Source organism: Nocardia cyriacigeorgica, assembly GCF_010868145.1.
GTDB classification, from domain to species: domain Bacteria; phylum Actinomycetota; class Actinomycetes; order Mycobacteriales; family Mycobacteriaceae; genus Nocardia; species Nocardia cyriacigeorgica_D.
In genome coordinates, this window is the sequence record NZ_JAAGUY010000001.1 from 490,983 (window position 1) to 515,009 (window position 24,027).

24 protein-coding genes and 1 pseudogene are annotated in these 24,027 nt (G+C 67.5%); 13 read left to right on the top strand and 12 right to left on the bottom strand.

The annotated features are described in order from the left end of the window. Positions 1-9: 9 nt before the first annotated feature. From GV792_RS02150 to GV792_RS02170, 5 genes are all read left to right on the top strand, one after another. Positions 10-516 carry a hypothetical protein gene (locus GV792_RS02150; RefSeq protein ID WP_163829189.1) on the top strand — a complete coding sequence of 169 codons (507 nt, stop codon included), beginning with the start codon at positions 10-12 and terminating at the stop codon, positions 514-516. A gap of 31 nt (positions 517-547) precedes the next feature. Continuing rightward, positions 548-1,405, top strand: coding sequence for an NAD-dependent protein deacetylase (locus GV792_RS02155; protein WP_163821875.1), 858 nt, complete (start codon positions 548-550; stop codon positions 1,403-1,405). A gap of 39 nt (positions 1,406-1,444) precedes the next feature. Beyond that, positions 1,445-2,224 (top strand): DUF72 domain-containing protein, encoded by a 780-nt coding sequence (locus GV792_RS02160; RefSeq protein WP_163821876.1) that lies wholly within the window; start codon positions 1,445-1,447, stop codon positions 2,222-2,224. A 109-nt stretch (positions 2,225-2,333) separates the two neighbouring features. After that, a complete protein-coding gene (locus GV792_RS02165) occupies positions 2,334-2,882 on the top strand; it encodes a hypothetical protein (RefSeq protein WP_218579802.1) in 549 nt (182 codons plus the stop codon). A 322-nt stretch (positions 2,883-3,204) separates the two neighbouring features. Continuing rightward, positions 3,205-3,891 carry a TetR/AcrR family transcriptional regulator gene (locus tag GV792_RS02170; RefSeq protein ID WP_163821877.1) on the top strand — a complete coding sequence of 229 codons (687 nt, stop codon included), beginning with the start codon at positions 3,205-3,207 and terminating at the stop codon, positions 3,889-3,891. On the opposite strand, the gene GV792_RS02175 is transcribed toward GV792_RS02170, so the two are convergent. Next, positions 3,882-4,430, bottom strand: a complete 549-nt coding sequence (locus GV792_RS02175; protein WP_163821878.1) for a hypothetical protein — start codon at positions 4,428-4,430, stop codon at positions 3,882-3,884. The two genes, GV792_RS02170 and GV792_RS02175, sit on opposite strands and share 10 nt — an antisense overlap. Positions 4,431-4,591: 161 nt before the next feature. Further along, a complete protein-coding gene (locus tag GV792_RS02180) occupies positions 4,592-5,383 on the bottom strand; it encodes an ankyrin repeat domain-containing protein (RefSeq protein ID WP_163821879.1) in 792 nt (263 codons plus the stop codon). Positions 5,384-5,516: 133 nt separating this feature from the next. On the opposite strand from GV792_RS02180, the gene GV792_RS02185 reads away from it, so the two are divergent. Next, positions 5,517-6,026, top strand: a complete 510-nt coding sequence (locus tag GV792_RS02185; RefSeq protein ID WP_163821880.1) for a nucleoside deaminase — start codon at positions 5,517-5,519, stop codon at positions 6,024-6,026. A 79-nt stretch (positions 6,027-6,105) separates the two neighbouring features. Here GV792_RS02185 and GV792_RS02190 read toward each other — a convergent pair whose 3' ends face one another. Both GV792_RS02190 and GV792_RS02195 read right to left on the bottom strand, forming a co-directional pair. Next, positions 6,106-6,774 (bottom strand): GntR family transcriptional regulator, encoded by a 669-nt coding sequence (locus GV792_RS02190; protein WP_163821881.1) that lies wholly within the window; start codon positions 6,772-6,774, stop codon positions 6,106-6,108. Between the two features lie 42 nt (positions 6,775-6,816). Beyond that, complete coding sequence (locus GV792_RS02195; protein WP_163821882.1) at positions 6,817-6,984, bottom strand: hypothetical protein; 168 nt, start codon at positions 6,982-6,984, stop codon at positions 6,817-6,819. A gap of 43 nt (positions 6,985-7,027) precedes the next feature. Here GV792_RS02195 and GV792_RS02200 point away from each other — a divergent pair, with 43 nt between their 5' ends. Together GV792_RS02200 and GV792_RS02205 are read left to right on the top strand one after the other, a co-directional pair. Further along, entirely contained in the window at positions 7,028-9,259 is a 2,232-nt protein-coding gene (locus GV792_RS02200) for a glycoside hydrolase family 3 C-terminal domain-containing protein (RefSeq protein WP_163821883.1), read from the top strand. 112 nt (positions 9,260-9,371) lie between these two features. Beyond that, positions 9,372-11,102, top strand: a complete 1,731-nt coding sequence (locus GV792_RS02205; protein WP_163821884.1) for an FAD-dependent oxidoreductase — start codon at positions 9,372-9,374, stop codon at positions 11,100-11,102. 74 nt (positions 11,103-11,176) lie between these two features. On the opposite strand, the gene GV792_RS02210 is transcribed toward GV792_RS02205, so the two are convergent. Then, the gene (locus GV792_RS02210) at positions 11,177-11,824 is read right to left on the bottom strand and encodes a TetR/AcrR family transcriptional regulator (protein WP_175583852.1); all 648 of its coding nucleotides are present in this window, start codon (positions 11,822-11,824) and stop codon (positions 11,177-11,179) included. 42 nt (positions 11,825-11,866) lie between these two features. Continuing rightward, a complete protein-coding gene (locus tag GV792_RS29415; protein ID WP_256673755.1) occupies positions 11,867-12,037 on the bottom strand; it encodes a hypothetical protein in 171 nt (56 codons plus the stop codon). Between GV792_RS29415 and GV792_RS29420 the strand changes: the two are divergent. Beyond that, a pseudogene (locus GV792_RS29420) lies at positions 12,015-12,134 on the top strand (hypothetical protein); the annotation flags it as partial. The gene GV792_RS29415 and the pseudogene GV792_RS29420 overlap by 23 nt on opposite strands. A 115-nt stretch (positions 12,135-12,249) precedes the next feature. Beyond that, positions 12,250-13,272 (top strand): MFS transporter, encoded by a 1,023-nt coding sequence (locus GV792_RS02215; RefSeq protein ID WP_309139063.1) that lies wholly within the window; start codon positions 12,250-12,252, stop codon positions 13,270-13,272. Positions 13,273-13,364: 92 nt separating this feature from the next. Here GV792_RS02215 and GV792_RS02220 read toward each other — a convergent pair whose 3' ends face one another. Both GV792_RS02220 and GV792_RS02225 read right to left on the bottom strand, forming a co-directional pair. After that, on the bottom strand, positions 13,365-13,772 hold the full coding sequence (locus tag GV792_RS02220) for a MerR family transcriptional regulator (protein WP_163821885.1): 408 nt from the start codon (positions 13,770-13,772) through the stop codon (positions 13,365-13,367). 1 nt (position 13,773) lies between these two features. Further along, a complete protein-coding gene (locus tag GV792_RS02225; protein WP_163821886.1) occupies positions 13,774-15,291 on the bottom strand; it encodes a SulP family inorganic anion transporter in 1,518 nt (505 codons plus the stop codon). Positions 15,292-15,880: 589 nt separating this feature from the next. Between GV792_RS02225 and GV792_RS02230 the strand changes: the two genes are divergently transcribed. Both GV792_RS02230 and GV792_RS02235 read left to right on the top strand, forming a co-directional pair. Beyond that, complete coding sequence (locus GV792_RS02230) at positions 15,881-16,753, top strand: DMT family transporter (protein WP_163821887.1); 873 nt, start codon at positions 15,881-15,883, stop codon at positions 16,751-16,753. A 146-nt stretch (positions 16,754-16,899) separates the two neighbouring features. Then, the gene (locus GV792_RS02235; RefSeq protein ID WP_163821888.1) at positions 16,900-17,883 is read left to right on the top strand and encodes a dimethylarginine dimethylaminohydrolase family protein; all 984 of its coding nucleotides are present in this window, start codon (positions 16,900-16,902) and stop codon (positions 17,881-17,883) included. Positions 17,884-17,895: 12 nt separating this feature from the next. Here the strand turns inward: GV792_RS02235 and GV792_RS02240 are convergent, their stop codons facing one another. Then, on the bottom strand, positions 17,896-18,507 hold the full coding sequence (locus GV792_RS02240) for a TetR/AcrR family transcriptional regulator (RefSeq protein WP_163821889.1): 612 nt from the start codon (positions 18,505-18,507) through the stop codon (positions 17,896-17,898). Between the two features lie 69 nt (positions 18,508-18,576). Between GV792_RS02240 and GV792_RS02245 the strand changes: the two genes are divergently transcribed. After that, positions 18,577-18,993 carry a DUF6463 family protein gene (locus GV792_RS02245; protein ID WP_163821890.1) on the top strand — a complete coding sequence of 139 codons (417 nt, stop codon included), beginning with the start codon at positions 18,577-18,579 and terminating at the stop codon, positions 18,991-18,993. Between the two features lie 55 nt (positions 18,994-19,048). Here the strand turns inward: GV792_RS02245 and cynS are convergent, their stop codons facing one another. The 3 genes from cynS to car form a co-directional block, all read right to left on the bottom strand. Beyond that, positions 19,049-19,516 carry a cyanase gene (gene cynS, locus GV792_RS02250; protein WP_163821891.1) on the bottom strand — a complete coding sequence of 156 codons (468 nt, stop codon included), beginning with the start codon at positions 19,514-19,516 and terminating at the stop codon, positions 19,049-19,051. 32 nt (positions 19,517-19,548) lie between these two features. Continuing rightward, entirely contained in the window at positions 19,549-20,136 is a 588-nt protein-coding gene (locus tag GV792_RS02255; protein WP_163821892.1) for a carbonic anhydrase, read from the bottom strand. A 174-nt stretch (positions 20,137-20,310) separates the two neighbouring features. Further along, a complete protein-coding gene (gene car, locus GV792_RS02260) occupies positions 20,311-23,808 on the bottom strand; it encodes a carboxylic acid reductase (RefSeq protein WP_163821893.1) in 3,498 nt (1,165 codons plus the stop codon). Positions 23,809-24,027 lie beyond the last annotated feature (219 nt).

Genomic DNA, 24,027 nt, shown 5'->3' on the forward strand with positions numbered 1-24,027 from the left:
CGACCGAACATGCGACGTCCGCTGCTGCTCGGTGCGAGCGTGGTGCTGGTGTCGCTGACGGCGGCCGCGGTGGTGCTGGCCTATATCGCGGCGGCCGAGGATCCACGTCAATCGGCCACCGCAGCCGATCCTGCGCTCGGCGGCGGCCCTGGTTGCGCGCCGACACGCACCGAGCAGCTCGTGCGCGGCAACGGCGCCGGTTCGGTGACCTCGGGCCCCGATGTGATCCTGGCGTTCCAGTACGCCTACTACGTGACCCGCTCGGGTGCGGCGGCACGCGCGCTGACCACCGCACAGGCATCGGTATCGAGTCAGACGGTGATCGAGGCGGGGATCGCATCGGTCCCGGCAGGCACCCGCCACTGTGTGCTGATCACAGCGCTGTCGGTGGACCGATTCGATGTGGTGGTCACCGAGATGCGGCCGGGCACCACAGCCCGCACCTACCGTCAGTTCGTCACGGTCACCGCCGGCCCCGAGGGCGTCGAGATCACCGCGATCGGGCCGCCGGGCTGACCGGCCCGCACCCGGCCGTACCCTGGGGTTCATGCCCGATCACACCGCCGCGCCCGCCGATGCCGATCGGCTCGCACAGCTGATCGCGGGCCGCAGGGTCGCGGTGCTGACCGGTGCCGGAATATCCACCGACAGCGGAATCCCCGACTACCGCAGCCCTGACGCTCCGCCCCGCACGCCGATGACCTACCAGCAGTTCATCGGCGACGACGCGTTCCGGCAGCGCTACTGGGCGCGCAATCATGTGGGCTGGCGGCACCTGGATGCCTCGCGCCCCAATCCCGGCCACCGCGCCCTTGCCCGGCTGGAACGGCTCGGCATCGTGACCGGGCTCATCACCCAGAATGTCGACCTGTTGCACACCAAGGCGGGCCACCGCCGGGTGATCGACCTGCACGGCACCTATGCGCGGGTGCGTTGTTTGGGGTGCGGTGATCTGGTCTCGCGCATGGCGCTGGCCGAGCGGTTGGAGGCGGCCAATCCCGGGTTCGCCGAAACAGTCACCCTCACGGGTGTGGAGGTGGCGCCCGACGCCGATGCGGTCGTCGACGATACCGACAGTTTTCGGATGCTCGGGTGTGTGCGCTGCGGCGGGATGCTCAAACCCGACATCGTCTATTTCGGTGAGAACGTGCCCAAGGAGCGGGCGCGCGCCGCCTACGACCTCGTCGACGATGCCGAGGTGCTGCTGGTGGCCGGTTCGTCGCTGACGGTGATGTCCGGTCTGCGGTTCGTGCGTCACGCCGCCAAGACCGGCCGACCCGTCGTCATCGTCAACCGTGGCCGTACCCGCGGACACGAGCTCGCCACCCTCACCGTCGACGCGGGCTGCTCCCCCGTGCTCACCGCGCTCGCCGATCGGCTCACGGCGAGTGTCGCCGTGTCCTGACCGCTGCGTGACCGCCTCGCCTGCGGGTATGCGCCAGATATGACGTTGGTGGTTGGCACCTCTGGATGGCAGTACCGGGATTGGCGCGGTGTGCTGTATCCGCAGGGAGTGCCGCAGCGGCTGTGGCTCGAACAGTATGCGACCGCATTCGCCACGGTCGAGATCAACAATGCCTTCTACCGGCTACCCAGCGCCGAAACCTTCGCCGCATGGCGGGCCCGTACCCCGGCCGGGTTCCGGATCGCGGTCAAAGCCAGCCGTTTCCTCACCCACATCAAACGCCTGCGCGACCCTGAGGAGCCGGTGCGGCGGCTGATGGGCCGGGCCGAAAATCTCGGCGACCGGTTGGGTCCGATCCTGCTGCAACTGCCGCCGACACTGCGCGCCGATCCGCCGTTGCTCAACGATTGTCTGCACTGTTTTCCTGCCGGTACCCGGGTCGCGGTCGAACCGAGACACGAGTCATGGTGGACCGACGACACGCGCGCGGTACTCGAACACAACGGTGCGGCGCTGTGCTGGGCTGATGCCGACGAACGTCCGGTGACACCGTTGTGGCGCACCACCGATTGGGGCTATCTGCGCCTGCACCACGGGACGGCCGAGCCGCGGCCGCGCTACCACGGCCCGGTGCTGACCGAATGGGTACACCGCGTGGCCGAGGCCTGGCCCGAATCATGCGAGGTCGACATCTATTTCAACAACGACCCCGGTGGTGCGGCGATCTACGACGCTGCACAGTTCGCCCGCACGGCGGCGGCGATCGGAGCCAGGGTCACTCGTACACCCGATATTCGTGCGTCGACCAGATCGAGTTGATGGCAGACCGCATGGTCGTGCACGACACCGAGTGGAGCCCAGCGATAGCGTTCGAAGGGCTCGATTTCCGCCGCTGTGACAGGATCGCTGCGTGTCGAACTCTTCACCAATGACCTACACGCGTGTCGGCGCGGTTGTGCACGAGATCGGCATGGTGTCCGAGGCGAAGCTGCGCAGCGCCCTCGCCGTCCTCGCCGATGACGCCGACAGCACAGTGGACCACTACTCGGCGGCATGTGCCCTCGAATCGTTCGGCGTGGCGATCCGGGTTCATGCCGACGACGTCGACTGTCTCGACCGCGGCTATGAGAGCCTGCTGGCCACGGCCGCCGAGATCGCCGGTGGCGCGGTGACCATTACCAATGTTCGGCTTGTCGAGGATGACGACGATGTCGAGGAGAGCCGCCTCGAGCGTCTGGAATTCGAACGCAACGGCACGCTCGTGTCCATCGTGGCCGAGCACTACGCCGACGGCTACTACGACCACACGGCGGCCTGCGAGGCCATCGCCGCGACGGCCGATGACGATGATCCCAGGTCCTGGCGCATCGTCGACTTCGAACGCGCACCGAATCGCGGCTACGACAGCATCATCGCCCTCGCCACACCCGAGCAGGCCCAGGCTCTCGGTGAACACCTGGGCTTCACGCTGACCTGAGTCGCGGCGCCCTCGCCGGCTCGGACGAGCGGCTCAGGACACGGTCGAGCGCTGCACTGCCGGGTGTCCAGTGCCGGCGGATCGGTGCCATGACGCACCGTCGGCTATCCGGTCCACGCTGAGCACGCCGGCGCCGCAATCGTCATACATTTCGCGGGCTTCGAGGGCCTGGAGTTCGGTGAGGGCCGGTGGTCGCCCACAGCGGGGAGGGTGGGTCTCGAACGATCGTTCTCGCCCCTTGCCACATCGCGGTACAGCGCAGGTAGCTCGCGGTCTGACCGGTGCCTGAAACCGGGGGTTGACTCTGAGTACGGTAGGCAGTGTGCCGCGAGAGACGTTGACCAAGGAGCAGGTCCTCAGGGCTGCGGTGGAGGTGCTGGATGAAGCGGGAGTGGCCGGTCTCAACGTGCGACGACTCGGTGCTCAGCTGGGCGTGGCATCGACGGCCATGTACTACTACGTCAAAAACAAGGACGAACTGATCACACTGGCCGCCGACCTGGTGTGGAACGAAATCGAGTTGCCCGACCCCGCGACTACCGATTGGCGTTCGGCTGCAGCGGTATTGGCGCGCGAGGTGCACGAGATGATCGGTCGGCATTTCTGGTTGTTGGCGGCCATGAGCACGCATGTGATCTACGGGCCGGCCAAGGCGCGTTTCGACGAATGCGGTTTGGAGGTATACGAGGGCGCGGGTTTCGCCGGTCGCGACGCGGACCGCGCGGCGGCGACGGTCCTGATGTACGTGATCGGCGCGGCGCAGGGCTCGGCCGCCGAGCGCGCATGGGAGGCACGGCTGCGACGCGACGGTGGCGACGTAGGTTCGCGCCGACCCGATGCGCTGGCCTATGTCACCGAAGCTGCTGTGCAGTTTCCCCGGCTACGGGCCCGTCTCGACACTCCGACGCCGGACGCGGTCGAAATTCTGCCCGGCAGTACCGGTTTCGAATTCGGCTTGCAGACCGTGCTCGACGGCCTGCAAGCCCGGCTTGCGGCCGCTCAGGAGTAGTAGCTGCCAGCGGCGGGCAACGTGAGCGCGACGATCACGACCAGTGAACCCACGGTCGCGAGCAGCCATCTCAGTACGGTCGCCGGTCGGTACCAGGACGGCAACGCGGCGACAGCGGCTCGCAGCACGGCCCGAACATCGAGGCTCCGCGCTCGCGGATCGTCGAGCTTCGCGAACGCCGACGCGGTCATCGGGATGGCGAACACCTGAATCGTGGTCACGTAGCCGACGCCGAGGAGCACCAGGGGCTGCACCACCCAGGTCGATATCCGCCCGATCTCGCTACCGGCCAGATTGAGAGCAGCCAGCACCGTGAGTACGGCGGCGATCGCATAGCCCGCGACGAACCCCCACCGGCCCTCTTCCAATCGGACCCCGTGCTCTCCGAGCACCTCCGGATCCGCGTCCTGGCGGGCTGTCTCCGCCTCCGCGGCCCTTTGTGCGCGAGGACCGGCGGTCCGGTAGGCGGCGAGCATCACGACGAACATCCCGGCCAACGCCAACTGCAACAGCCCTGCGAGAGCCACGGGGATCGGCACAACATCTCCTCCGGCAGTTTTGAACAAAGATAAAATCCAGATTAACCGGGCTTTTATCTTTGTTCAACAGAAGGTCCCATCGCGCTGCCCTGGGCAACTGGGATCGCCCCCTTTCCACAGAACTGACCGTCCGGCAATCGGCTGTTGTCGATGTGTCCGCCTCAGCCGTTGGCCCGGATGAGGGCCGCGATCTCGGACTGTCCACGTTGGACGGCGTTGTCCAGTGCGGTGTTGCCGTCGCTGTCACGGATGTCCGGATCGGCGCCCGCGTCGAGCAGGGCCGTGACGACCTGCTGGTAGCGCTCGCCGCCGTCGCCGTAGACGACCGCTTCGTGCAGGGCCGTCCAGCCGGGGGTGTTGACGTGGTCGACATCGACTCCGGCCTCGATCAGCCGGCGCACCGTGGCGACCGAGCCGTGTTCGGCGGCCGGGATCAGCGCGGTGCCGCCGTAGCGGTTGACGCTGGCCAGGTCGGCGCCATGGGTGAGGGTCAGTTCGAGGATGCTGTCGAGACCCTCGGCGCCCGCATACAGGTAGGCCGAATCCTGTAGTGCGTCTGTGGCATTGACGTCGGCGCCGGCTTCCACGAGCACGCGGGCGGCTTCGGTGGCGCGGTTCTTGGTGGCTTCGATCAGCGGAGTGCGCTCATGCTGCCCACGGGCTTCGATGTCGGCGCCGCGGGCCAGCAGATCCCGCACGCGGGCGGCGTCATCGGCGGCGGCCGCGGCCAGCAGATCGTCGTCCAAGGCGGGGTCGCGTGGCGGTGTCGCGGCGGTGGTCGCCGGTTCAGCAGTAGGGGCCGTCGTCGAGGCCGGGACCGACGTGGGCACTGTTGCGGGCGCGGGATCGGCGGTGCAGGCCGCGAGTGCCGCCAGCACGGCCGCCGAGGCGACGACTGCGCTGCCGGTCCGCGGCGTCCGGGCATTGCGAGGGATCCTTCGACCGAGCCTCATCGAGACCTCCTAATTTTGGTATACCAACCATCCTGTCGACCGACGTGGTGTTTGTCCAAGTCCCCGCGCGGATAGCGGCTATCGACACCACTAATGACCGATTGCGGTATACCAAAATGGGTATCGTGGGTTCATGAGCGAATCAGGCGACCGCTATGTCATCACCGACCGAGACCGGAACTATCTGCGCCGATGTGTGGAACTGGCTCGCGCCGCCCTCGATGACGGTGACGAGCCGTTCGGTTCGATCCTGGTCGACGCCGAGCAGACGATCCGGTTCGAGGCACGCAACCGCATCGTCTCCGGTGATCCGACCCAGCATCCGGAATTCGAGATCGCCCGCTGGGCCGGGATCCACCTCACCCCCGAGCAGCGGGCGGGCAGTGTTGTCTACACATCGGGCGAGCATTGCCCGATGTGTAGCGCCGCCCACGCGTGGGCGGGGTTGGGGCGCATCATCTATGCCGCCGACTCAGCCCAGCTCGGGCAGTGGCAGCGCGACTGGGGCCTTGCTCCCGGACCGGTCGCCGCAATGCCGATCACACAGGTCGCGCCATCGGTGCCGGTCGCGGGGCCCGAACCGACACTGGAGGCGGAGATCAAGGCGCTGCACGCCGAACTGGCGGCCCGGCGTCGCACCTGAAATACCTCCCGCTTCGGTCGCCGGGCCTGTGGGGTCGGGCTCGGACGGTGGGTGGAGCCGACGGCCCGGTTCAGCCCGTTCAGCCCGTGGCGCTGCGGTCGAGCGCTTCGGCGGTAGTGCGTTGAGCCGCCTGGGCACGGCTGGTTTCGATGTGGGCCGCGGCCAATGCTTCCACCCGGGCGACGTCGCGGTTGGCGATGGCGTGATACAGCTGCTCGTGTTCGCGTGCGACGGCGGCGAGGTCGTCATGGCGGCCCAGCAACCAGCGCATGCGGCTGCGCAGTGTGCGTTCGAGTTCGCCGAGCAGGTCGTTGCCGGCGAGCCTGGTCACCGTCTCATGGAAGTCGGCGGCCGCCCGGCGTGCACCGACCGCATCGCCGGCGCGGGCGGCATCCCATTCTGCGTCCAGGTCGTGGCGCAGTTCGTCGAGGCCCGCGCGGGTGGCGCGTTGTGCGGCGAGCCGGAATGCCAGCACCTCGAACGCGGAGCGCACCTCGATCAGGTCGGCGATATCGGTGGCGGTGAATTCCCGCACCACCGCCCAGGTACGTGGCCGCGGAGTCACCAATCCCTCTGCGACCAGGGTCTTCAACGCATCGCGGACCGGCAGGCGGGAGACACCGAGTTCGGCCGCGAGATCGCGTTCGACCAGTTTGCTGCCGGGGGCGCGCACGCCGTCGACGAGCTGGTCGCGCAGTAACCTGGTGACCCGTTCGGATTCGGACAGGAACGGCTGCGACGCATTCATGCGGACATCCTCCCACCACCCGGCGACCATTTGGTATCCCAATTATGGGTTGCGGGTCAGAGTCCGGGCCCCGCCGAAGGCGTCGGAGAAGGCCGCCACCACCACCACGATGCCGACCTTCACGACCACGGCGATCTCCACGACCCCCTCCTCCGCCGCGACGGCGTTTCCCGCGGCACCGTACGACCAATACGCCTGCCGTGATTCCATGTGCGTGGGTGTTTCCTCAGAAGGCGACCGATTGGAGCTGACGATGACGGCCTCCCCCGCGATCACCGAGCTTTCGCTCACCGAGAGGGCCGCCCTCGGCAGCGGCGCCGATTTCTGGACCACCAAGGCGGTCGGGCCGGTGGCATCGATCCTGTTGACCGACGGCCCGCACGGGGTGCGCCGACAAACCGGCGCCACCGACCATCTCGGTCTCGCCGACAGCGCACCCGCCACGTGTTTCCCGCCCGCGGTCGGGTTGGGGCAGAGCTGGGACACCGCGTTGGTGGGCCGCGTCGGGGAGGCGCTGGGTCGTGAGGCCCGCTCGCTCGGGGTGGATGTGCTGTTGGGGCCGGGGATCAATATCAAACGTGACCCGAGGTGTGGCCGCGTCTTCGAGTACTACTCCGAGGACCCGTTTCTCACCGGCGTGTTGGGTGCGGCGTGGGTGCGCGGAGTGCAGGGCACGGGGGTGGGTGCCTCGCTCAAGCATTTCGCCGTCAACAATGCCGAACACGATCGGATGCGGGCGAGTTCGGATGTCGATGAGCGTCCATTGCGGGAGATCTATCTGCGCGCGTTCGCCCATATCGTGCGCAGCGCGCAACCGTGGACGGTGATGTGTTCCTACAACCGCATCAACGGGGTGTATGCCGCGGAGAACCGTTGGCTGCTCACCGAATTGTTGCGCGGTGAATGGGGTTTCGACGGGCTGGTGGTCAGCGACTGGGGTGCGGTCGCGAACCGGGTCGCGGCGGTCGCGGCGGGCTTGGATCTGGAGATGCCCGGCGGCAGTGGCGCCTCCGATGCGGCGGTGGTGGCGGCAGTGGAGTCCGGTGCGCTCGAGGCGGCCGCGGTCGAGCGGGCCGCGTCGACGGTGGCCGCGTTGGCGGCGAAGGTCGTCGCCGGTCGTGCGGCGGCCGGTGCGGCCGCGGATCTGGATGCCCATCACCGGTTGGCCCGTGAGGTCGCGGCACGCTGTGTGGTGTTGCTGCGCAATGACGGCGATCTGCTGCCGTTGCCGTCGGGGCAGTCGCTGGCGGTGATCGGCGAATTCGCGCAGACGCCGCGATATCAGGGTGGGGGCAGCTCCCATGTGAACCCGACCCGGGTCGATGTGGCGCTCACCGAGATCGCGGCCGCGGCCGCACCGGGCCGGGTGCGCTACGCACCCGGCTTCACCACCGACGCCACCTCCGGCGAGGACACCGTGCGCTCCGAAGCGGTCGCCGTCGCCCGCGACGCCGAAGTGGCGATCGTTTTTCTGGGTCTGGGGGCCGGGCAGGAATCGGAGGGCTTCGACCGCGACGACATCGAGGTGCCCGCCGATCAGCTCACATTGCTGGCCGAGATCGTGGCAGTGCAGCCGAAGACCGTGGTCGTGCTGTCGCATGGTGGGGTGCTGCGACTGACGCCGGTGGCCGATCTCGCGCCGGCCATCGTCGACGGCGCACTGCTCGGACAGGCAGGCGGCGGTGCGCTCGCCGACGTTCTGTTCGGGCGGGTCAACCCGTCGGGACGGCTGACCGAAACGGTGCCGATGCGCCTGCAAGACGTCCCCGCCTACCTGAACTTCCCGGGCGAGAACTCACATATCCGCTACGGCGAGGGCATATACGTTGGCTACCGCTGGTACGACGCCCGCGATCTCGAAGTCTGCTATCCATTCGGACACGGCCTGTCCTACACCAGCTTCGACTATTCGGATCTGTCGGTCGAGTCCGAGGAGCAACAGCTCACGGTCCGGGTCACCGTCACCAACTCCGGTCGTCGTCGCGGACGTGAGGTCGTGCAGATCTATACCGCGCTGCCCGGGTCGGTGGTCAGCCGCCCGCCCCGGGAACTGAAGGGGCACTCGGTCACCACGGATCTGGAACCCGGTGCCAGCGAACAGGTGTCGGTCACCATCGAACGCGCCGATCTCGCCTACTGGGAGACCCGCACTGATCAATGGATCGTCGAGGACGGCACCTATCAGGTGATGGCCGGTGCATCCAGCCGCGATATCCGCGCCACTGCGGCCGTCGAGGTGGCCGGGGATGAACTGCGGATTCCGATCACCGCGCAGTCCACGCTCGGTGAGACACTGTCGAATCCGGCGGCGGCGGCCGTGGTGGCGCAGATGTTCGCCGGGATGACCGACGGCGGCGACGGGCAGGTCCTCGGGGTCGACATGATGCGCATGCTCGCCTCCATCCCGCTGGACCGGTTGACCGGGTTCGGGATGGCACCCGCCGACCTCGACAAGCTGCTTGCCGCTACCGCCGAGGGCAGCTGATCCACCCGAGACGGTTGGCCGGAATTCTCGATTTTCTGGCCGACAGTCCTTGCTGTCAGCGTCGCGCCCCGCCCTACGCTCGAACAATTCGACAATGGTGACGGAGGGCAGGATGGCGTTCGACTACGACGTGCTGGTGATCGGTTCTGGTTTCGGCGGCAGCGTCACCGCGCTACGCCTGACCGAGAAGGGCTATCGAGTAGGTGTGCTCGAGGCCGGGCGCCGCTTCGCCGACCACGAATTCGCCGCCACCTCGTGGCGGGCCCGAGAGTTCCTGTGGGCGCCACGGTTCGGTTGCTTCGGCATCCAGCGGCTGACGCTGCTGAAGAACACGTTCATCATGAGCGGCGCCGGTGTGGGCGGCGGATCGCTGGTCTACGCCAACACCCTCTACGAGCCGCCCGCGGCGTTCTACGCCGACAAGCAGTGGGCGGCGATCACCGATTGGCGCGCCGAGCTGGCCCCGCACTACGACCAGGCCAAACGCATGCTCGGAGTCACCACCAATCCGGCGACCACGCCCAGCGACCGGATTCTGCGGGAGGTGGCCGAGGAGCTCGGCGTCGCCGACACCTACCGCCAGACGCCGGTCGGGGTCTTGTTCGGCGGTGCCGGAGTGCGACCGGGTGCGGATGTGCCCGACCCGTTCTTCGGCGGCGTCGGCCCGGCCCGGCGCACCTGCACCCATTGCGGTGAATGTATGACCGGATGCCGCCACAACGCCAAGAACACCCTCGTCAAGAACTACCTGTATCTGGCCGAACAGGCGGGAGCGACCGTGCACCCGTTGACGACGGTGGTGGACGTGCGGCCCCGACCCGGCGGCGGCTACACCGTGCGCACCCGCGGCACCGGCCGCTGGGTTCGCAAGAACGAGCGCGTGTTCACCGCCGAGCAGGTGGTGTTCTCCGCGGCCGCACTCGGCACCCAGAAACTGCTGCACACGTTGCGCGATCGAGGGTCCTTGCCGCATATCTCGCCGCGGCTGGGTTATTTGTCGCGCACGAACTCCGAGGAGCTGCTGTCGGTGCGCAGCCGCCGCGCCGATGCCGATTTCACCAAGGGCGTGGCCATCACCTCCTCCATCCACCCCGATGACCACACCCATATCGAGCCGGTGCGCTACGGCAAGGGAAGCAACGCGCTGGCTCTGATCACCACGGCCATGGTCGGCGATGACGGTGTCAGTCCGCGGTGGCGGCAATGGTTGCGGCAGATGCGACGCAACCGCCGCGACCTGCTCGCCATGCACAACCCGCACCGATGGTCCGAGCAGATGATCGGGCTGCTGGTGATGCAGTCGGTGGACAACTCCATCACCACCTACACCACACGCGGCCTGTTCGGCCGCAAGATGACCACCAAACAGGGCGAGGGGCAGCCCAATCCGACCTGGATTCCGGTCGGCCACGAGGTCGCCGGCCGCGTCGCCGACAAGATCGACGGTTTCGCCACCGGCGCCACGAGCAGCATCGTCAATATTCCGGCGACCGGGCATTTCATCGGCGGCTGCGCCATCGGCGACTCCCCCGCCACCGGTGTCGTCGACCCCTACCACCGCCTCTACGGGCATCCCGGCCTGCACGTCATCGACGGTTCGACGATCTCGGCCAATCTGGGGGTCAACCCGTCGCTGACCATCACCGCCCAAGCCGAGCGCGCGATCGCCCTGTGGCCGAACAAGGGCGAGACCGATCCGCGCCCCGCGGTGGGCGCACCGTATCGACGGCTGACTCCGGTGGCCCCGCTCGCGCCGGTTGTGCCTGCGCAGGCACCCGCCGCGCTGCGATTGCCGATCGTCGAGATCTCCAGCGCAGATGCTCTGGTGGAGCAGGACAACTGACCCTCCGGGAAGGGGTTCCGGTAGTAACCGCCGAAAACGCGGCCGAGGTCCACGGTACCCCGGATAACAGACTGTTATCCGGGGCCCGGTGAGTTCGGTCCCGCGGTGTCGAAGAGTCTGTCGAGGTAGTCGGTCAGCAGCGTGAGTGCGAGCTCGGGGCTGTGCTGGCCGATCAGCACGCTGGTGCCCAGACCATGAGTGAGCATGACCAGCCGGATCGCCTCGGCGGTGACGTCGAGGTCGCCGGAAATCTCCCCATGTGCCTGCGCGCGTGAGAGCGCTTGGGTGAGTTGGTGTTCGAGCCGGTCGATGCCCGCGACGAAGGGGTGTTGGGCGAGGTCGGGGTCGGTCATCGCCAGCACGGCGTAGGAGGTGGCGACTAGCTGGAAGGCGCGGCTGGCGGTGTCGGTGGGCAGGGCTTCGGCGCAGAAGGCCTCGATCAGGGCGCGGGCCGGGGGCGGATCGAGCAGACCGGCCAGGCGGCGGTTCCAGCGGCGGCGGCTGAGGGATTCCAGATGGTCGAGGGTGCCGGTGAGCAGGTCTGCCTTGGTCGGGAAGTAGTACTGCACGAACCGCAGCGAAACCCCGGCCTCGGCGGCAACAGCGCGGATGGTGACCGCGTGCAGGCCGGCGTGGGAAGCGACAGCCACCACAGCGTCGGCCAGCTGGGCGCGTCGTTGGGCGTGGTCCACGGTCCGGGGCACGGTCACCTCTCTCGACATCACCGTAAAGTTGGTGATACAGATGTATCGGATACAACTGTATCAATCCTGGGAGGTGGGTGTGCGGCGACCCGGCACAGACGACAAGGCGGTAGCACCGGCCCCCGCGGCCGCGCTGCTGTCGGTGGTGTGCGCGGCGCAGTTCATGGTGGTGCTCGATATCTCGGTGGTGAACGTGGCGTTGCCGTCGATGCGCACGTCACTCGGTTTCACCGACACCGGGCTGGCGTGGGCGGTCAACGCCTATGCGCTGGTGTTCGCGGGTCTGCTGCTGGTCGGTGGCCGGCTGGCCGACCTGTTCGGGCGCAAACGGGTCTTCCTCGCCGGGCTGCTGGTGTTCACCGTCGCGAGCCTGGTCGGTGGGTTGGCCTCGACGCCGGGGGGGGTTGATCGGCGCTCGCGCTGTCCAAGGGGTGGGCGCGGCGGTGCTTGCGCCCGCGACGTTGACGATCCTGACCACGACCTTCACGGAGGGGCCGCGGCGAACGCGGGCGCTGGCGGTCTGGACCGCGCTCGGCTTGGCCGGTGGGACGGCGGGCAATCTGCTCGGCGGTGTCCTCACCGAATTCGCGTCGTGGCGGGCCACCTTGCTGATCAACGTGCCCGTCGGCGTACTCGCACTGGCGGTGGCGGGGGCGGTCATTGCCCCGGACTCCGCGCATCATTCCCGGGTCCGCCTCGATGTGGTGGGGGCGGTGCTGGTCACGTGTGGGCTCGCCGCGATCGCCTACGGGTTCGGTGAATCCGCGACGAGCGGATGGTCGGCACCGGTGACGATGCTGGCACTGGCGACAGGAGCGGCGCTGATGGCCGTGTTCATCCTTGTCGAGACGCGGTGGGTTCAATCGCCACTGATCCCGTTGTCGTTGCTGCGGATCCGCTCGGTCGCCCTCGGCAATGTCGCGATGCTGCTGGCTGGGGCGTGCCTGAGTCCGATGTGGTTCTTCCTGACACTGTCGATGCAGAATGTCCTGGGCTACACCCCGATGCAGACCGGACTCGCGTTCTTGCCGCACACGCTGGTCACCATCGCTGTCGGCACCCAGGTGACCCCTTGGCTGATGCGCCGGGTCGAGGCCCGGGTCCTCATCGCCGCCGGGGCGATGCCGGCCGCGGCTGGCTTCGCCTGGCAAGCCCAACTCGGCCCCGACAGCACCTACCTGACCGGCATCGCGGGCCCCGCCCTCGTTTTCAGCATCGGCGCGGGACTGCTGAACACCCCGCTCACCGCGGCCGTGACCGCGGGGATCCCGCTCGCGGACGCGGGCGCGGCATCGGGGCTGATGAACACCACCAAGCAAATCGGCGCGGCCCTGGGTCTGGCCGCGCTGATCACGGCGAGCGCGGGCTCGGCCGACGGCTACGAGCGAGCGTTCTTGCTGATCGCGGCGGCCATGATCGTCGTCGCCGCGACCGCGGTCGGGCTGCCCGCGCACCGCGACCGATGAACGGGCAGCCATTCCATTCACCGGCCGGGGTCGGCTCCCCGCTGGTGTTCGAGCCGCTCACCGCAACCACCGGGCGGCGGGCAGTGGTGAGATCACGGCGGGGAGTCCGACGCCCGTGTCGAGAGCAGCCCGGTGAACTCCTCGGCGTAGGCCAGGTGGCGGCGCAGCCGGTCGGCGCTGGCGGCGGCTTTGTCACGGAAGGCGAGCAGCTCCGCCTGCGCCGCCGCGCGCGCGACGGGCTCCGCCGCGGTGTCGTCGAGGACCTCGATCGCCTCGAGTACCTGTTTCATCTCCGCCAGGGTGAACCCGAGGGGCTTCATTCGGCGAATGAGCAGCATCCGGGCGACGTCGGCTTCGGTGTAGAGGCGGAAACCGCCCGCCGAGCGGGCCGAGGGCTGGACCAGCCCGACCTCGTCCCAGTGCCGGATCGACTTCAGTGACAACTCGGTGCGCTCGGCTACCTGCCCGATCTGCAGGTAGCTGGGGGTGTCGGTGCCCACCTCAGTGCCCACCCACCAGGTGCCCGGACAACCGGTCGTGGCGCGCTTCCGAGGCCGGGTTTAGGCCGATGATCTCCACCGTCTTGCCCTTGGCGGCGTATTTGGTGGTGATCGCGTCGAGGGTCGCCACGGTCGAGGCGTCCCAGATGTGTGCGTCCGACATGTCGATCACGATATTGGCCGGATCGCCGGTGTAGTCGAACTGGTAGACCAGGTCGTTGCTGGAGGCGAAGAACAGTTCCCCGCGCACCTTGTAGACGCGGGTGTCGATCGCGCCGTCGTGATCGGCATCGGCCTCGCCCACTTTGTCGACCTCGGTGAAATGCGCGACTCGATGCGCGAAGGCGACCATCGCGGTCAGCACGCCGGCGATCACGCCGTAGGCGAGGTTATGGGTGGCCACGGTGACCGCGACGGTGACGGCCATGACGGTGGTCTCGGCGATCGGCAGGCGTCGTAGGGTCTTCGGTGCGATCGAATGCCAGTCCATCGTGCCGACAGAGACCATGATCATCACCGCGACCAGCGCTGCCATCGGGATCAGCGCGACCACGTCACCGAGCCCGACGACCAGGATCAGCAGGAACACACCGGCCAGGAACGTCGAGAGCCGGGTGCGGGCGCCGGAGGACTTCACGTTGATCATGGTCTGGCCGATCATCGCGCAACCACCCATGCCACCGAAGAACCCGGTCACCACATTGGCCACTCCTTGACCCCAGCCCTCGCGGGTCTTGTCCGAATGCGTGTCGGTGATGTCGTCGACCAGCTTGGCGGTCATCAGCGATTCCAGAAGACCCACCAGCGCCATCGCCACGGCATACGGGGCGATGATGCCCAGGGTCTCCAGGTTCAACGGGACATCCGGGAGGAGCAAGCTCGGCAGGCTCGACGGCAATTCGCCCTCATCGCCGACGTTGGGCACATTCAGCGAGAACACGATGGTCGCCGCGGTCAGCAGCACGATCGCCACCAGCGGCGCCGGAACCACCGTGGACAGTTTCGGCAGCAACACCATGATCACGATGCCGATCGCGACCATCGGATACACCAGCCACGGCACCCCGATCAGATGTGGGATCTGGGCGGTGAAGATGAGGATGGCCAAGGCGTTGACGAAGCCGACCATCACGCTGCGCGGGATGAACCGCATCAGCCGCGCGACGCCGATCACGCTGAGCACGATCTGCAATACACCGGCCAGGATCACCGTGGCGATCAGATAGTCCAGGCCGTGCTCTGCGACCACCGGCGCGATCACCAGCGCGACCGCCCCCGTCGCGGCGGAGATCATCGCCCGGCGACCACCGACGATCGCGATCGTCACCGCCATGGTGAAGGAGGCGAACAGCCCGACCCGTGGATCGACGCCGGCGATGATGGAGAACGAGATCGCCTCCGGGATCAACGCCAGCGCGACCACCAGACCGGCCAATATCTCGGTCCGTAGCCGTGCCGGGCTGCGTAGCGCGGCTAGCACTGAACCCTCGTCGGCCGGCCGCTGTTTCGTCGACACCATCAGGAGGAACTCCATTCCTTGGGCTCACGTGCATGCGGGCGCACCCGAGCCTCGAGAAACGTCGCCGGGGAGAAGATCGTCAGGAGCGCGAGTGGATGGCCCCAGCACGGGGTGAGGATCTGATCGTTTCGGCCGCGTTGCCGGGCACATCAAGATCAGCTACCACTTAGCGAGCAAAACTCTACCCTTACGGGAGGGTAGAGTAGCAAGCGGGAACGGCCGATCGTGTCCTACCTCTCACCGCCGCCACACCCGCCATCACCACCTCGACCCAGTGCGGTGGCCGATCAGAACAAGGTGTCGCGGACCCGCAGCGGCCGGTAGCCGGTCGGTCCGAGTTGGGCGAGCTCGCCCTCGATGTCGACCTCGCCCACACCGCAGACCGAACCAGGCTTCATCGGCGATCAGCTGTGGCTTCGCCATATCCGTTGGTTTTTCGGCGGTTACTACCGGAACCCCGCGAAGGTCTCCCCGCACATGCCCGGAATCGCAGACGAGCGCTCAGCGAAGGTAAGGGGTTCGACTCTGTCGGTGATCGCACCGCGCGTTGGTCTCGCCCGTGGGTCGACCCGGCGGCAGACTGGTCCGGGTGAGCAATGTCCCGGTGGCAGCCGTGGTGTGTGCGTTCATCGCCGCGCTCGGGTTCGCGGTGGCGGCGGTCGCTCAGCAGCGGGCGGCCGCGCAGGTCCCGGCCGGTGCGGCTTTCCTCGCCGGCCTGATGCGCAGCCCACGCTGGTGGGCGGGCATCGTCGGTGACGGCGGCGCGTTCTTCTTCCAGATCGTGGCGCTGGCATTGGGTTCGGTGCTGATCGTGCAGCCCATCCTGGTCAGCTCGCTGATCTTTGCGCTGCCGCTGGCCGCGCGCTACAACGATGTCCCCGTCACGCGTGTGGCCTGGGCGTATGCGATCGCGTTGTCGATCGCGCTGGCCTGTTTCCTGATTGTCGGCGACCCGTCCGCAGGGGTGCGTGATGCGCCGTGGGCGCGGTGGATGGGTCCGCTGTCGCTGGTACTGGGTCTCGTCGTCGCGGCAGTGGCAGCTGCTGCGCTGGTGCCGGTGACGGGGTTGCGGGCGATGCTGCTCGGTGTGGCCGCGGGCCTGTTGTTCGGTGTGTCGGCTGCGCTCACCCAGCATGTGGTCGAACTGTTCGGCGACGGGGTGGGTGCGGCCCTGAGCAGCTGGGAGCTCTACACCATGGTCGGCTCGGGTCTGCTGGGGTTGTATCTGCAACAGCGCGCCTATCAGGTGGGTGCGTTGTCGGCATCGCTGCCTGCGTTCACGGTGGCCGAGCCACTCGGCGCGATGTTCCTCGGCCTCACCGTGCTCGAGGAGCGGCTCAACACCGGGCCTGTCGGGATCACGGTGGTGGCGGTGTCGGTGGTGGTGATGTGTGTTGCGGCAGTGCAGCTTTCCCGCGTTCAGGCGCAGGGCGCGTTGCCGGAGCCCGAGCGCGTCGGCTGAGGGCTCCTCATCCGCACCCGATCTCGGATAGCCCATCGATTGCCGGATGCGCTAGCTGTCGCCGATGGGCGGGGTGCCCATCTCGTTGTGAATCCGTTGTCGTGCTGTGGGCCGCCCTGTGAGTCTCGGCTGGTTAGAGTTTCCGGATGATTGCCATCGATGCGCGGATCCGGGTGGACAGCGAGTTCGCGACATTGCGGACGGTGGTGGTGTCGCGATGTGAACTCCGGGCACCGGACAGTCCGGCGATCCTCGGCCATCAGATGCCGGTCGAGCCCGAAGCAGTCCACGTCCTGGAAGGGACGTGGGGCCAAGAATTCGGGGCGGTCTTTCCCGACAAGCAGCGCCTGTGGGAAGTCGAACGCGACAATCTAGCCGCGGTGTTGACCCGCTACGGCGTCCGTGTGCTGCGACCGCGGCTGTTCACCGAGGCGGAGAAGGTGGCCGCCGGGCCCAACGGTTACGCGAACTTCTTCGTCCGTGACCCCTGGTTCACCATCGGTGAGCACGTGATCGAAGGGACGCTGCAGTTCCGGCATCGCCGCCTCGAGGTACTGACCAGCCGTTCACTGCTGCTCGATCAGGTGCTGCCCACACCGGCTCGATACGTGTCGCTCCCGATCCCGGAGGTCGGCCGCGATGGTTCGGCAGGCCCGGGACCGTTTCTCGAAGGCGGTGACGTGCTCGTCCTCGGTAAGGAAGTGTTCGTCGGCGAATCCGGGATGGCCACCGACCGCACCGGCACCGAATGGCTGGCGAAATACCTGCGCCCCGACGGATACTCCGTCACGCCGGTGCCGTTGAAACCCCATGTGTTGCATCTGGATTGCGCCATCGGCTTGGTGCGCGAGGGGTTGATGATCGTCTGCCCGGATCGGCTTCCCGACGGTGTGCCCGCGACTGTGCGGAACTGGGAACGCATCGAGGTCAGCGAAGACGAGGCCGCCGCCATGGCCACCAACGGACTGTCCATCGACGCCGACACCTATATCACCGACCCGCAGTTCGAACGCGTCGGACAACAATTGCAGTCCCGTGGCATCACCGTCGAATACGTCGACTTCTCGGTGTCGAGGCTGTTCGGCGGCGCATTCCGCTGCTCGACCCAGCCACTGGGCCGGTTCGACTGACCGAACAACCACCTACCCCTGGTCGGCGGGCACGATGTTCGCCACCAAGGCGTCGGAGGCGATCCGGGCGATGGCGCGCGCGAGATCCGGTGCGCCGGCGGGATCTTCGTCGAGCATGATGAGCCAGGCGAACAGCGGACCCAGCAGCAGTACATGAACCACCGCCGGATCCGGGCGACGCGACAGTTCACCCCGGGAGACCGCGCGATCGAGCAGCGTGGTGATGATGGTGCGCTCGACGGCCAGGTAGGTGCCGGCGAACCGGTCACCGAGGGAGGCATCGGCCCGCACATCCGCGAGCAGACCCGTCATCACGTCCGAGCTCGAGCGGCTCAGCTGCTCACCGATTCGTTCGGCGAGTGCGCCGAGGTCTCCGCGCAGCGAACCGGTGTCGCCGGGTGGGTCTTCGCGCAGGTCGTGCAGCAGGACAGCGAAAGTCATCTCTTGTTTGGTGGCATAGCGGCGATAGATCGCCGCCTTGCTCACTCCGGCCCGCGCCGCGACCGCGTCGACGGTCAACGATGCGTATCCGCGTTCTTCCAGCAGTCCGCGCACGGCCGCTGCGATCGAGTGATCAACCCGACTCTCCCGCGGGCGGCCCCCCGCTTGTTTCGTCGTCGCCATGCTGGCATCATACGAAACCATCAGTTTCGATACCGTGAGTCTCGTAACTCGTGGACCGAGGAGGCAATCATGATCAACTGGGCCGGACGGATTCTCGCGTTCCTCGGCGCCGTTCACCTCACCGCGGCGACGGTGTTCAGCTATCGCCACTTCGCCGAATGGTTGTCGTTCGGGTTGTGGTCGCTCGATGCCGACATCACCGAACTGCCCGCCCCGATCGGCGGCTTCTGGTTCGGTCCCGGCAGCTTCGGCGCACCATTGCTGCTACTGGGTGTGATGGTGATCTGGATGGACCGCCGCGCCATCACACCACCGGCGTTCCTGGCCTTGGCGCTGCTCGCCTGGACCGCGGTCTGCGCGCTCATTTTCGAACCCGCCCCGTGGGTGGCGGCCACGGCCGCTGCGGTCATGCTGCTGGTCGGCATTCGGCGTGCAGGAAGCCCGGCATCGACCGCTACCCGGGAGGTTGCGCGCGCTCAGCGATGAATCGGCCGACGATCCGCCGCAGCCACCGTGGCGTGGGCTGCGGCGGACGGCGTTATCAGAACGGTCTGGTCGGCAGGTACTTGCCGTCGAGAGTGATCACCGCGCGCTCACCGCCGTCGGGGTCGGCGACCTTGGCGACGTCGAGACGGAAGTTGATGGCGCTGATGATGCCGTCACCGAACTGTTCGTGCACCAGGGCCTTGAGGGTGGTGCCGTAGACCTGCAGCATCTCGTAGAAGCGGTAGATGGTGGGGTCGGTGGGGATACCGCCGGGGATGGATCCGCGAGTCGGGATCGCCTGCAGCTGCACCGCCGCATCGTCGCCGAGTTCGAGCAGCCGCGCGACCGCCTGCGCGGACTCCAGGGGCAGCGCGTGCTGACCGAGGACGGCGGCGGTGACGAACGCGACCGACAGGCCCGCGGCATCGGCGATCTGCTGCCAGGTCAGATCCTTGGCGATCTTCGCCGCCACCGCGTCTTCGGCCACTTGGTTGCGTGCGGTCTGAGTGAATTGTGCGTGCATTGAGTTTCCTTTCCTATCAACAGATGACACAGTCAGACGGTGAGCGCGGACGCGGGTTCGGCAGGCGACACCGAACCCGTGGCGATGTCGTAGACCCAGCCGCGGACCTCGACCGCACTGTCGGCGACAGCGCGCGCCACACTCGGGTGGGTCAGCAGGTTGTCCAGCTGTTCGGCCACGTTGTCGCGCACCAGCGCGGCAACCGCAGCGGCGCGGGACTCACCGTCGGCATTCGCGGCGTTGACGTGCCCCAACCACGCCGCCACCGACGGCATCGCGGCCAGATCGGCACCGGTGGCCACTGCCGTCATCGCCCCGCAGGCGGAATGGCCGCACACCACGATGGTGGACACACCGAGGGCGGTGACGGCGTATTCGATACTGGCAGCGACCCCGTCGGCGTCGCCGCGGTAGACGGGCACGATATTGCCCGCCGTCCGGATGACGAACAGCTCCCCCGGTTCGGATTGGGTGATCAGTTCCGGCACCACGCGCGCATCCGAGCAGCTGATGAACAGCGTGTGCGGTGCGTGGTGAGTGGCCAGCCGCTGGAACAGGCCGGCCTTGCGTGGCAGCACACGCTCATGGAACCGTGCGACTCCACCGTCGAGATCCTGCATGGCCATCCTTTCGGGGGCTGTTTGTCCGACAGCTCCACGATGCGCCAGCTGGACCTATAGAGTCCAAGACTTGCTGACTCATGCCAGCATTGGTTTCACCTATAGGATGGGTGCGGAAGGCTAGGCGAGGCGTAGTAGTTCGACGCGCCGACGACAGCGAACCTTCGTCGCCCCCTATGTCTGCGAGATCAATCCGTGCAGACGCAGATCGGAGACGTACTTGGCGATCAAATCCGCTGTCAGGTGCGGAATATCGGCGTCGGCGCCGAGTGCGGCAGCGCGGACCGCGGCACGGAATTCGCCCGCGGGGACCGCCGATCCGGGGTGCGATGGCGCCGGACGGGCGAACGCGTGCAGCAGCGGCAGCACCGAGGCCTGGCGCTGCTGTTCGGGCAACGCACGCAGCGCCGCCTCGAAGCGGGTCAGCCAGTCGCTGTATTCATCGATGCGCTCGATGCGGATTCCGGCCTCGATCATCCAGTCGACAACGACGTCGAGTGAGATCCCGTCATCGTGTGGGTTGACCACGTCGAAACCGACATGGCCCGCCTCGAGTGAAGCACCGAGCACGGTGATCGCCTCGGCGGTGAAATCCGCAGGCAGACCGTCATAGTGGGCCCGCGCCCGCCCGCCCTCGGGACCGGCCGGATAGAACGACGCGGGTGCGATGCCGGTGGCCGCCAGCCCGATCAGCAGGCGCGTGAACATATCCGGGACATTGAGCTGCCCGGCGTAGTGCGGGTGGGCAAGGATCATGTCCGACCGGAACACCGCCACCGGTAACCCACATAGTTCGTGCACTTCGCGCAACAGCACTTCACCGGCCCATTTGCTGTTGCCGTAGCCGGTGGCGTACCCGTCGCCGTTGCGGCGCACAGGACTACCTGCCCGGATATCGCCGCCCTCGGTGAACGCCGCGCGGTCGACGTCGGCGGCCACCGCAACCGTCGACAGATAAGTAAAGGGCTTGAGCCGGGCGGTGATCGCCAACCGGATCAGCTCCGCGGTGCCGACCACATTGGGCCCGAACAACTGTGCGTAGGGCAGCACATGATTCACCAGCGCCGCACAATGCACGATCCGGTCGACGCACCGCGCCAAGTCTCCCCACGTCTGCGTATCCAAGCCCAGTCGTGGCGCGCTGATGTCACCGACGACGACGTCGAGATGGTCCACCGCCAGTTCCCGGTACCGGCGCAGCAGATCCGGATCGCCGGAGTCGAACGCCGCATCCAGCCTGCGCCTGGCGGCATCGGCGTCCTTCGCGCGCACCAGACACACCACGCGACCCCCGACGGCTTGCATGCGCTGCAACCATTGCAGGCACAGCCAGCGCCCGAGATAGCCGTTGGCTCCGGTGATCAGCACCGTCTCGGTTGTCGTCACCACCGGCAGCCCTGGCGCCGCTGCCAACGTCTCGGCGTCGATGAACCGTTCAGCGGTCAGATCCTCGGCCCTGACCTGGCGAGCTCCCGCGCCGTGCACGCTATCGAAGGACACCACCTCGGCATCGGATTCTCGTGCGGTGCGGATGTATTCGGCCAGATCGCCCAACGAGGTCGCCGGGCTGGTCACCACGCTCACCGGCACGTCGACACCGAAGATCTCCTTCAGGACGTTCGCCAACGACAAGGCCGACAGCGAGTCGCCACCGAGATCGGCGAAATGGGCCTGCGGCGTCGATTGTGCTGCCGTGCAATCCAACAGCGCACACGCCGCCCGCCGCACCGTCTCCACGATCGGCACCTCGGCCGCGCCGGTGTGCAACGCGAGCAGCTGCGCCGACCGACCCTCGGAATGGTCGCGATAGATCTCCTCCAGGCGCGGGCCGTATCGCCGCTCGAGCGCGGGACGTAGCAGTTTCCCGATCCCGGACAGCAACCCGTTCTCGATGGTGAACGGCTCGGTCTCGATGATGAGGTCGCGAGGGATCTCGTATGGCTCCAGCCCAGCCTCGGCAGCGATACCGCGCACCGACGCCGCTACTGCATCACCACCGGCGGCGAGTGCCTCATCGGTCGGTACCACGACCGCGAGCAGGTAGGCGCGCACACTGCTGCCGTAGACGAAAATCTGTCGGATCAATGGGCTGCCCGCATACACCGCCTCCAACTGCGAGATCGCAACGAACTCACCCTGCGACAGCTTCAGTACGTTGTTGCGGCGATCGAGATAGCGCAGCTGGTCCGGGCCGAGCTCGGCGACGATGTCACCGGTGCGATAGAAGCCGTCGGCATCGAAGACCTGCGCGGTGATGTCGGGGCGCCGATAGTAGCCGGGGATCATCGCCACGGTCTTGAGCAGCAGCTCGCCGCGCGGATACGGCTGATCGGTCGAGAAGTAGCCGAGTTCGGGGACATCGCGCAGCTTGTAGTCGATGACGATCGGTCTGCGGACCCGGTTGTCGACCACCAGCCCGCCGCCGGCTTCGGTGGAGCCGTAGGCGTCGTGTAACTCGATCTCGAGCAGCGACTCCATGAATGTTCTCAACTCCGGTGCCAGCGGCGCACTGCCGGTGGAGGCGGAGATGAGCCTGCCGCCGAGGACGTCGCGGCGCAGCCCTACCCGCACCTGCTCCGCGCTTCGCCCACCCGCCGCCAGTTCACTCTGAAACCGCTGGAAGATCATGTCGCTGACCCGTGGCACGAACACCATCTCGGTGGGCCGCACCAGCGCGATGTCGTCGAACAGCGTCGACATGTCCGCGGCTGCGGTGAAGTAGGCGGTACCGCCGCGGACCAGCACACCGGTCAACGCCAGTCGTCCGGCGAGATGGCTCATCGGCATGTAGTTCACGCTGATCGCCGGCGGGTTCGAGCCGGCCTTGCGCGCCAAGCCCTGCAACCAGATCCCCGCGGCCAGCCGATCGGTATACATCGCGCCCTTGGGTGTTCCGGTACTTCCCGAGGTGTAGATGAGCATCGCCAGCGGGTCATCCTGCGCATCCGCGAAATACGTTGCGGCCCTCGGGATCTGGCGTCCGGACTCGATCACCTCGGCCAAAGTGTCGACGGTGACCGTCGGAGCGGCCGCGGCCAGCCGCTCGCGCGCCCCCGCAAGTGCGGTGCGGTGCGCGTCCAGTTCCGGAACATGATCGAACACGACAAGTCGGCGGGTCGCCGGTGCCGCTACGACGCAGTCGACGGCGACCTCGAGCAGCTCGGGTGTCGTCGCCAAGATCCGCGGCTCGGTCTCGGCGACGATCAGCCGTAGCGCCGCGGCCGTCGCGCCGGCTTGCAACGGCACCGCGACCGCACCGAGCCGCGCACAGGCAAGGTCGATCACGGTCAGGTCGACACCGGCCACACCGAGGATGCCGACCATCTGCCCCGGCCTGATCTGACCGTGACTCGCACGCTGCCAGGCCGCGGCGAGCGCTTCGACCCGATCGCCGACCTCGCCGTAGGTGAGAGTCTCGAAGCGGTCCAGCCAGCGGCGCTCGCACCGCCCGGTCACCGGATCGGTCACGGTCTCGAAGGCGCGCTGCCCGAGGGCGGGCCGGTCGGCATAGCCGGCCAGCACGCTGGCCACGATCTGGGCGACGCCGATCCCCGGGGTGCGCACAGAATCGAGAACCGCCTCGTCCGGCGCGGCGGCGCGGGCCTGAAGATCGTCGGCGTAGAGCTGGGCAATCCGCTGCTTCCGCCGCGCCGCGGGCGTCTCGATCGACATGATTGGAGCCTCCCTGCCCGGTCGAGCAACGCCCGAAAATTACTGTTACCGCGACTAACAACATGCCAGCAGGGCGCCGCGCCACAGGCGAAAGTTCGTTGTGATCCCGACCACACCATAGGGAATGCATGGTGGGTGGGGCCGTCAGAGGCAGCCCGTCAACCACGCAACACGGAGGACCCCTACACGCGAGAACCCCGGCGGGCAGGTAAGAGCACC

What these genes read in the sequence shown, in the direction of transcription:
- GV792_RS02165 (WP_218579802.1), top strand. Translation starts at nt 2,334, where the DNA reads ATGACCTACACGCGTGTCGGCGCGGTTGTGCACGAGATCGGCATGGTG.
- cynS (WP_163821891.1), bottom strand. Translation starts at nt 19,516, where the DNA reads ATGCACGCACAATTCACTCAGACCGCACGCAACCAAGTGGCCGAAGAC.
- GV792_RS02255 (WP_163821892.1), bottom strand. Translation starts at nt 20,136, where the DNA reads ATGCAGGATCTCGACGGTGGAGTCGCACGGTTCCATGAGCGTGTGCTG.
- GV792_RS02225 (WP_163821886.1), bottom strand. Translation starts at nt 15,291, where the DNA reads ATGGTGTCGACGAAACAGCGGCCGGCCGACGAGGGTTCAGTGCTAGCC.
- GV792_RS02210 (WP_175583852.1), bottom strand. Translation starts at nt 11,824, where the DNA reads ATGTCGAGAGAGGTGACCGTGCCCCGGACCGTGGACCACGCCCAACGA.
- GV792_RS02185 (WP_163821880.1), top strand. Translation starts at nt 5,517, where the DNA reads ATGAGCGAATCAGGCGACCGCTATGTCATCACCGACCGAGACCGGAAC.
- GV792_RS02245 (WP_163821890.1), top strand. Translation starts at nt 18,577, where the DNA reads ATGATCAACTGGGCCGGACGGATTCTCGCGTTCCTCGGCGCCGTTCAC.
- GV792_RS02150 (WP_163829189.1), top strand. Translation starts at nt 10, where the DNA reads ATGCGACGTCCGCTGCTGCTCGGTGCGAGCGTGGTGCTGGTGTCGCTG.
- GV792_RS02180 (WP_163821879.1), bottom strand. Translation starts at nt 5,383, where the DNA reads ATGAGGCTCGGTCGAAGGATCCCTCGCAATGCCCGGACGCCGCGGACC.
- car (WP_163821893.1), bottom strand. Translation starts at nt 23,808, where the DNA reads ATGTCGATCGAGACGCCCGCGGCGCGGCGGAAGCAGCGGATTGCCCAG.
- GV792_RS02205 (WP_163821884.1), top strand. Translation starts at nt 9,372, where the DNA reads ATGGCGTTCGACTACGACGTGCTGGTGATCGGTTCTGGTTTCGGCGGC.
- GV792_RS02235 (WP_163821888.1), top strand. Translation starts at nt 16,900, where the DNA reads ATGATTGCCATCGATGCGCGGATCCGGGTGGACAGCGAGTTCGCGACA.
- GV792_RS02160 (WP_163821876.1), top strand. Translation starts at nt 1,445, where the DNA reads ATGACGTTGGTGGTTGGCACCTCTGGATGGCAGTACCGGGATTGGCGC.
- GV792_RS02200 (WP_163821883.1), top strand. Translation starts at nt 7,028, where the DNA reads ATGACGGCCTCCCCCGCGATCACCGAGCTTTCGCTCACCGAGAGGGCC.
- GV792_RS02195 (WP_163821882.1), bottom strand. Translation starts at nt 6,984, where the DNA reads ATGGAATCACGGCAGGCGTATTGGTCGTACGGTGCCGCGGGAAACGCC.
- GV792_RS02155 (WP_163821875.1), top strand. Translation starts at nt 548, where the DNA reads ATGCCCGATCACACCGCCGCGCCCGCCGATGCCGATCGGCTCGCACAG.
- GV792_RS02190 (WP_163821881.1), bottom strand. Translation starts at nt 6,774, where the DNA reads ATGAATGCGTCGCAGCCGTTCCTGTCCGAATCCGAACGGGTCACCAGG.
- GV792_RS02240 (WP_163821889.1), bottom strand. Translation starts at nt 18,507, where the DNA reads ATGGCGACGACGAAACAAGCGGGGGGCCGCCCGCGGGAGAGTCGGGTT.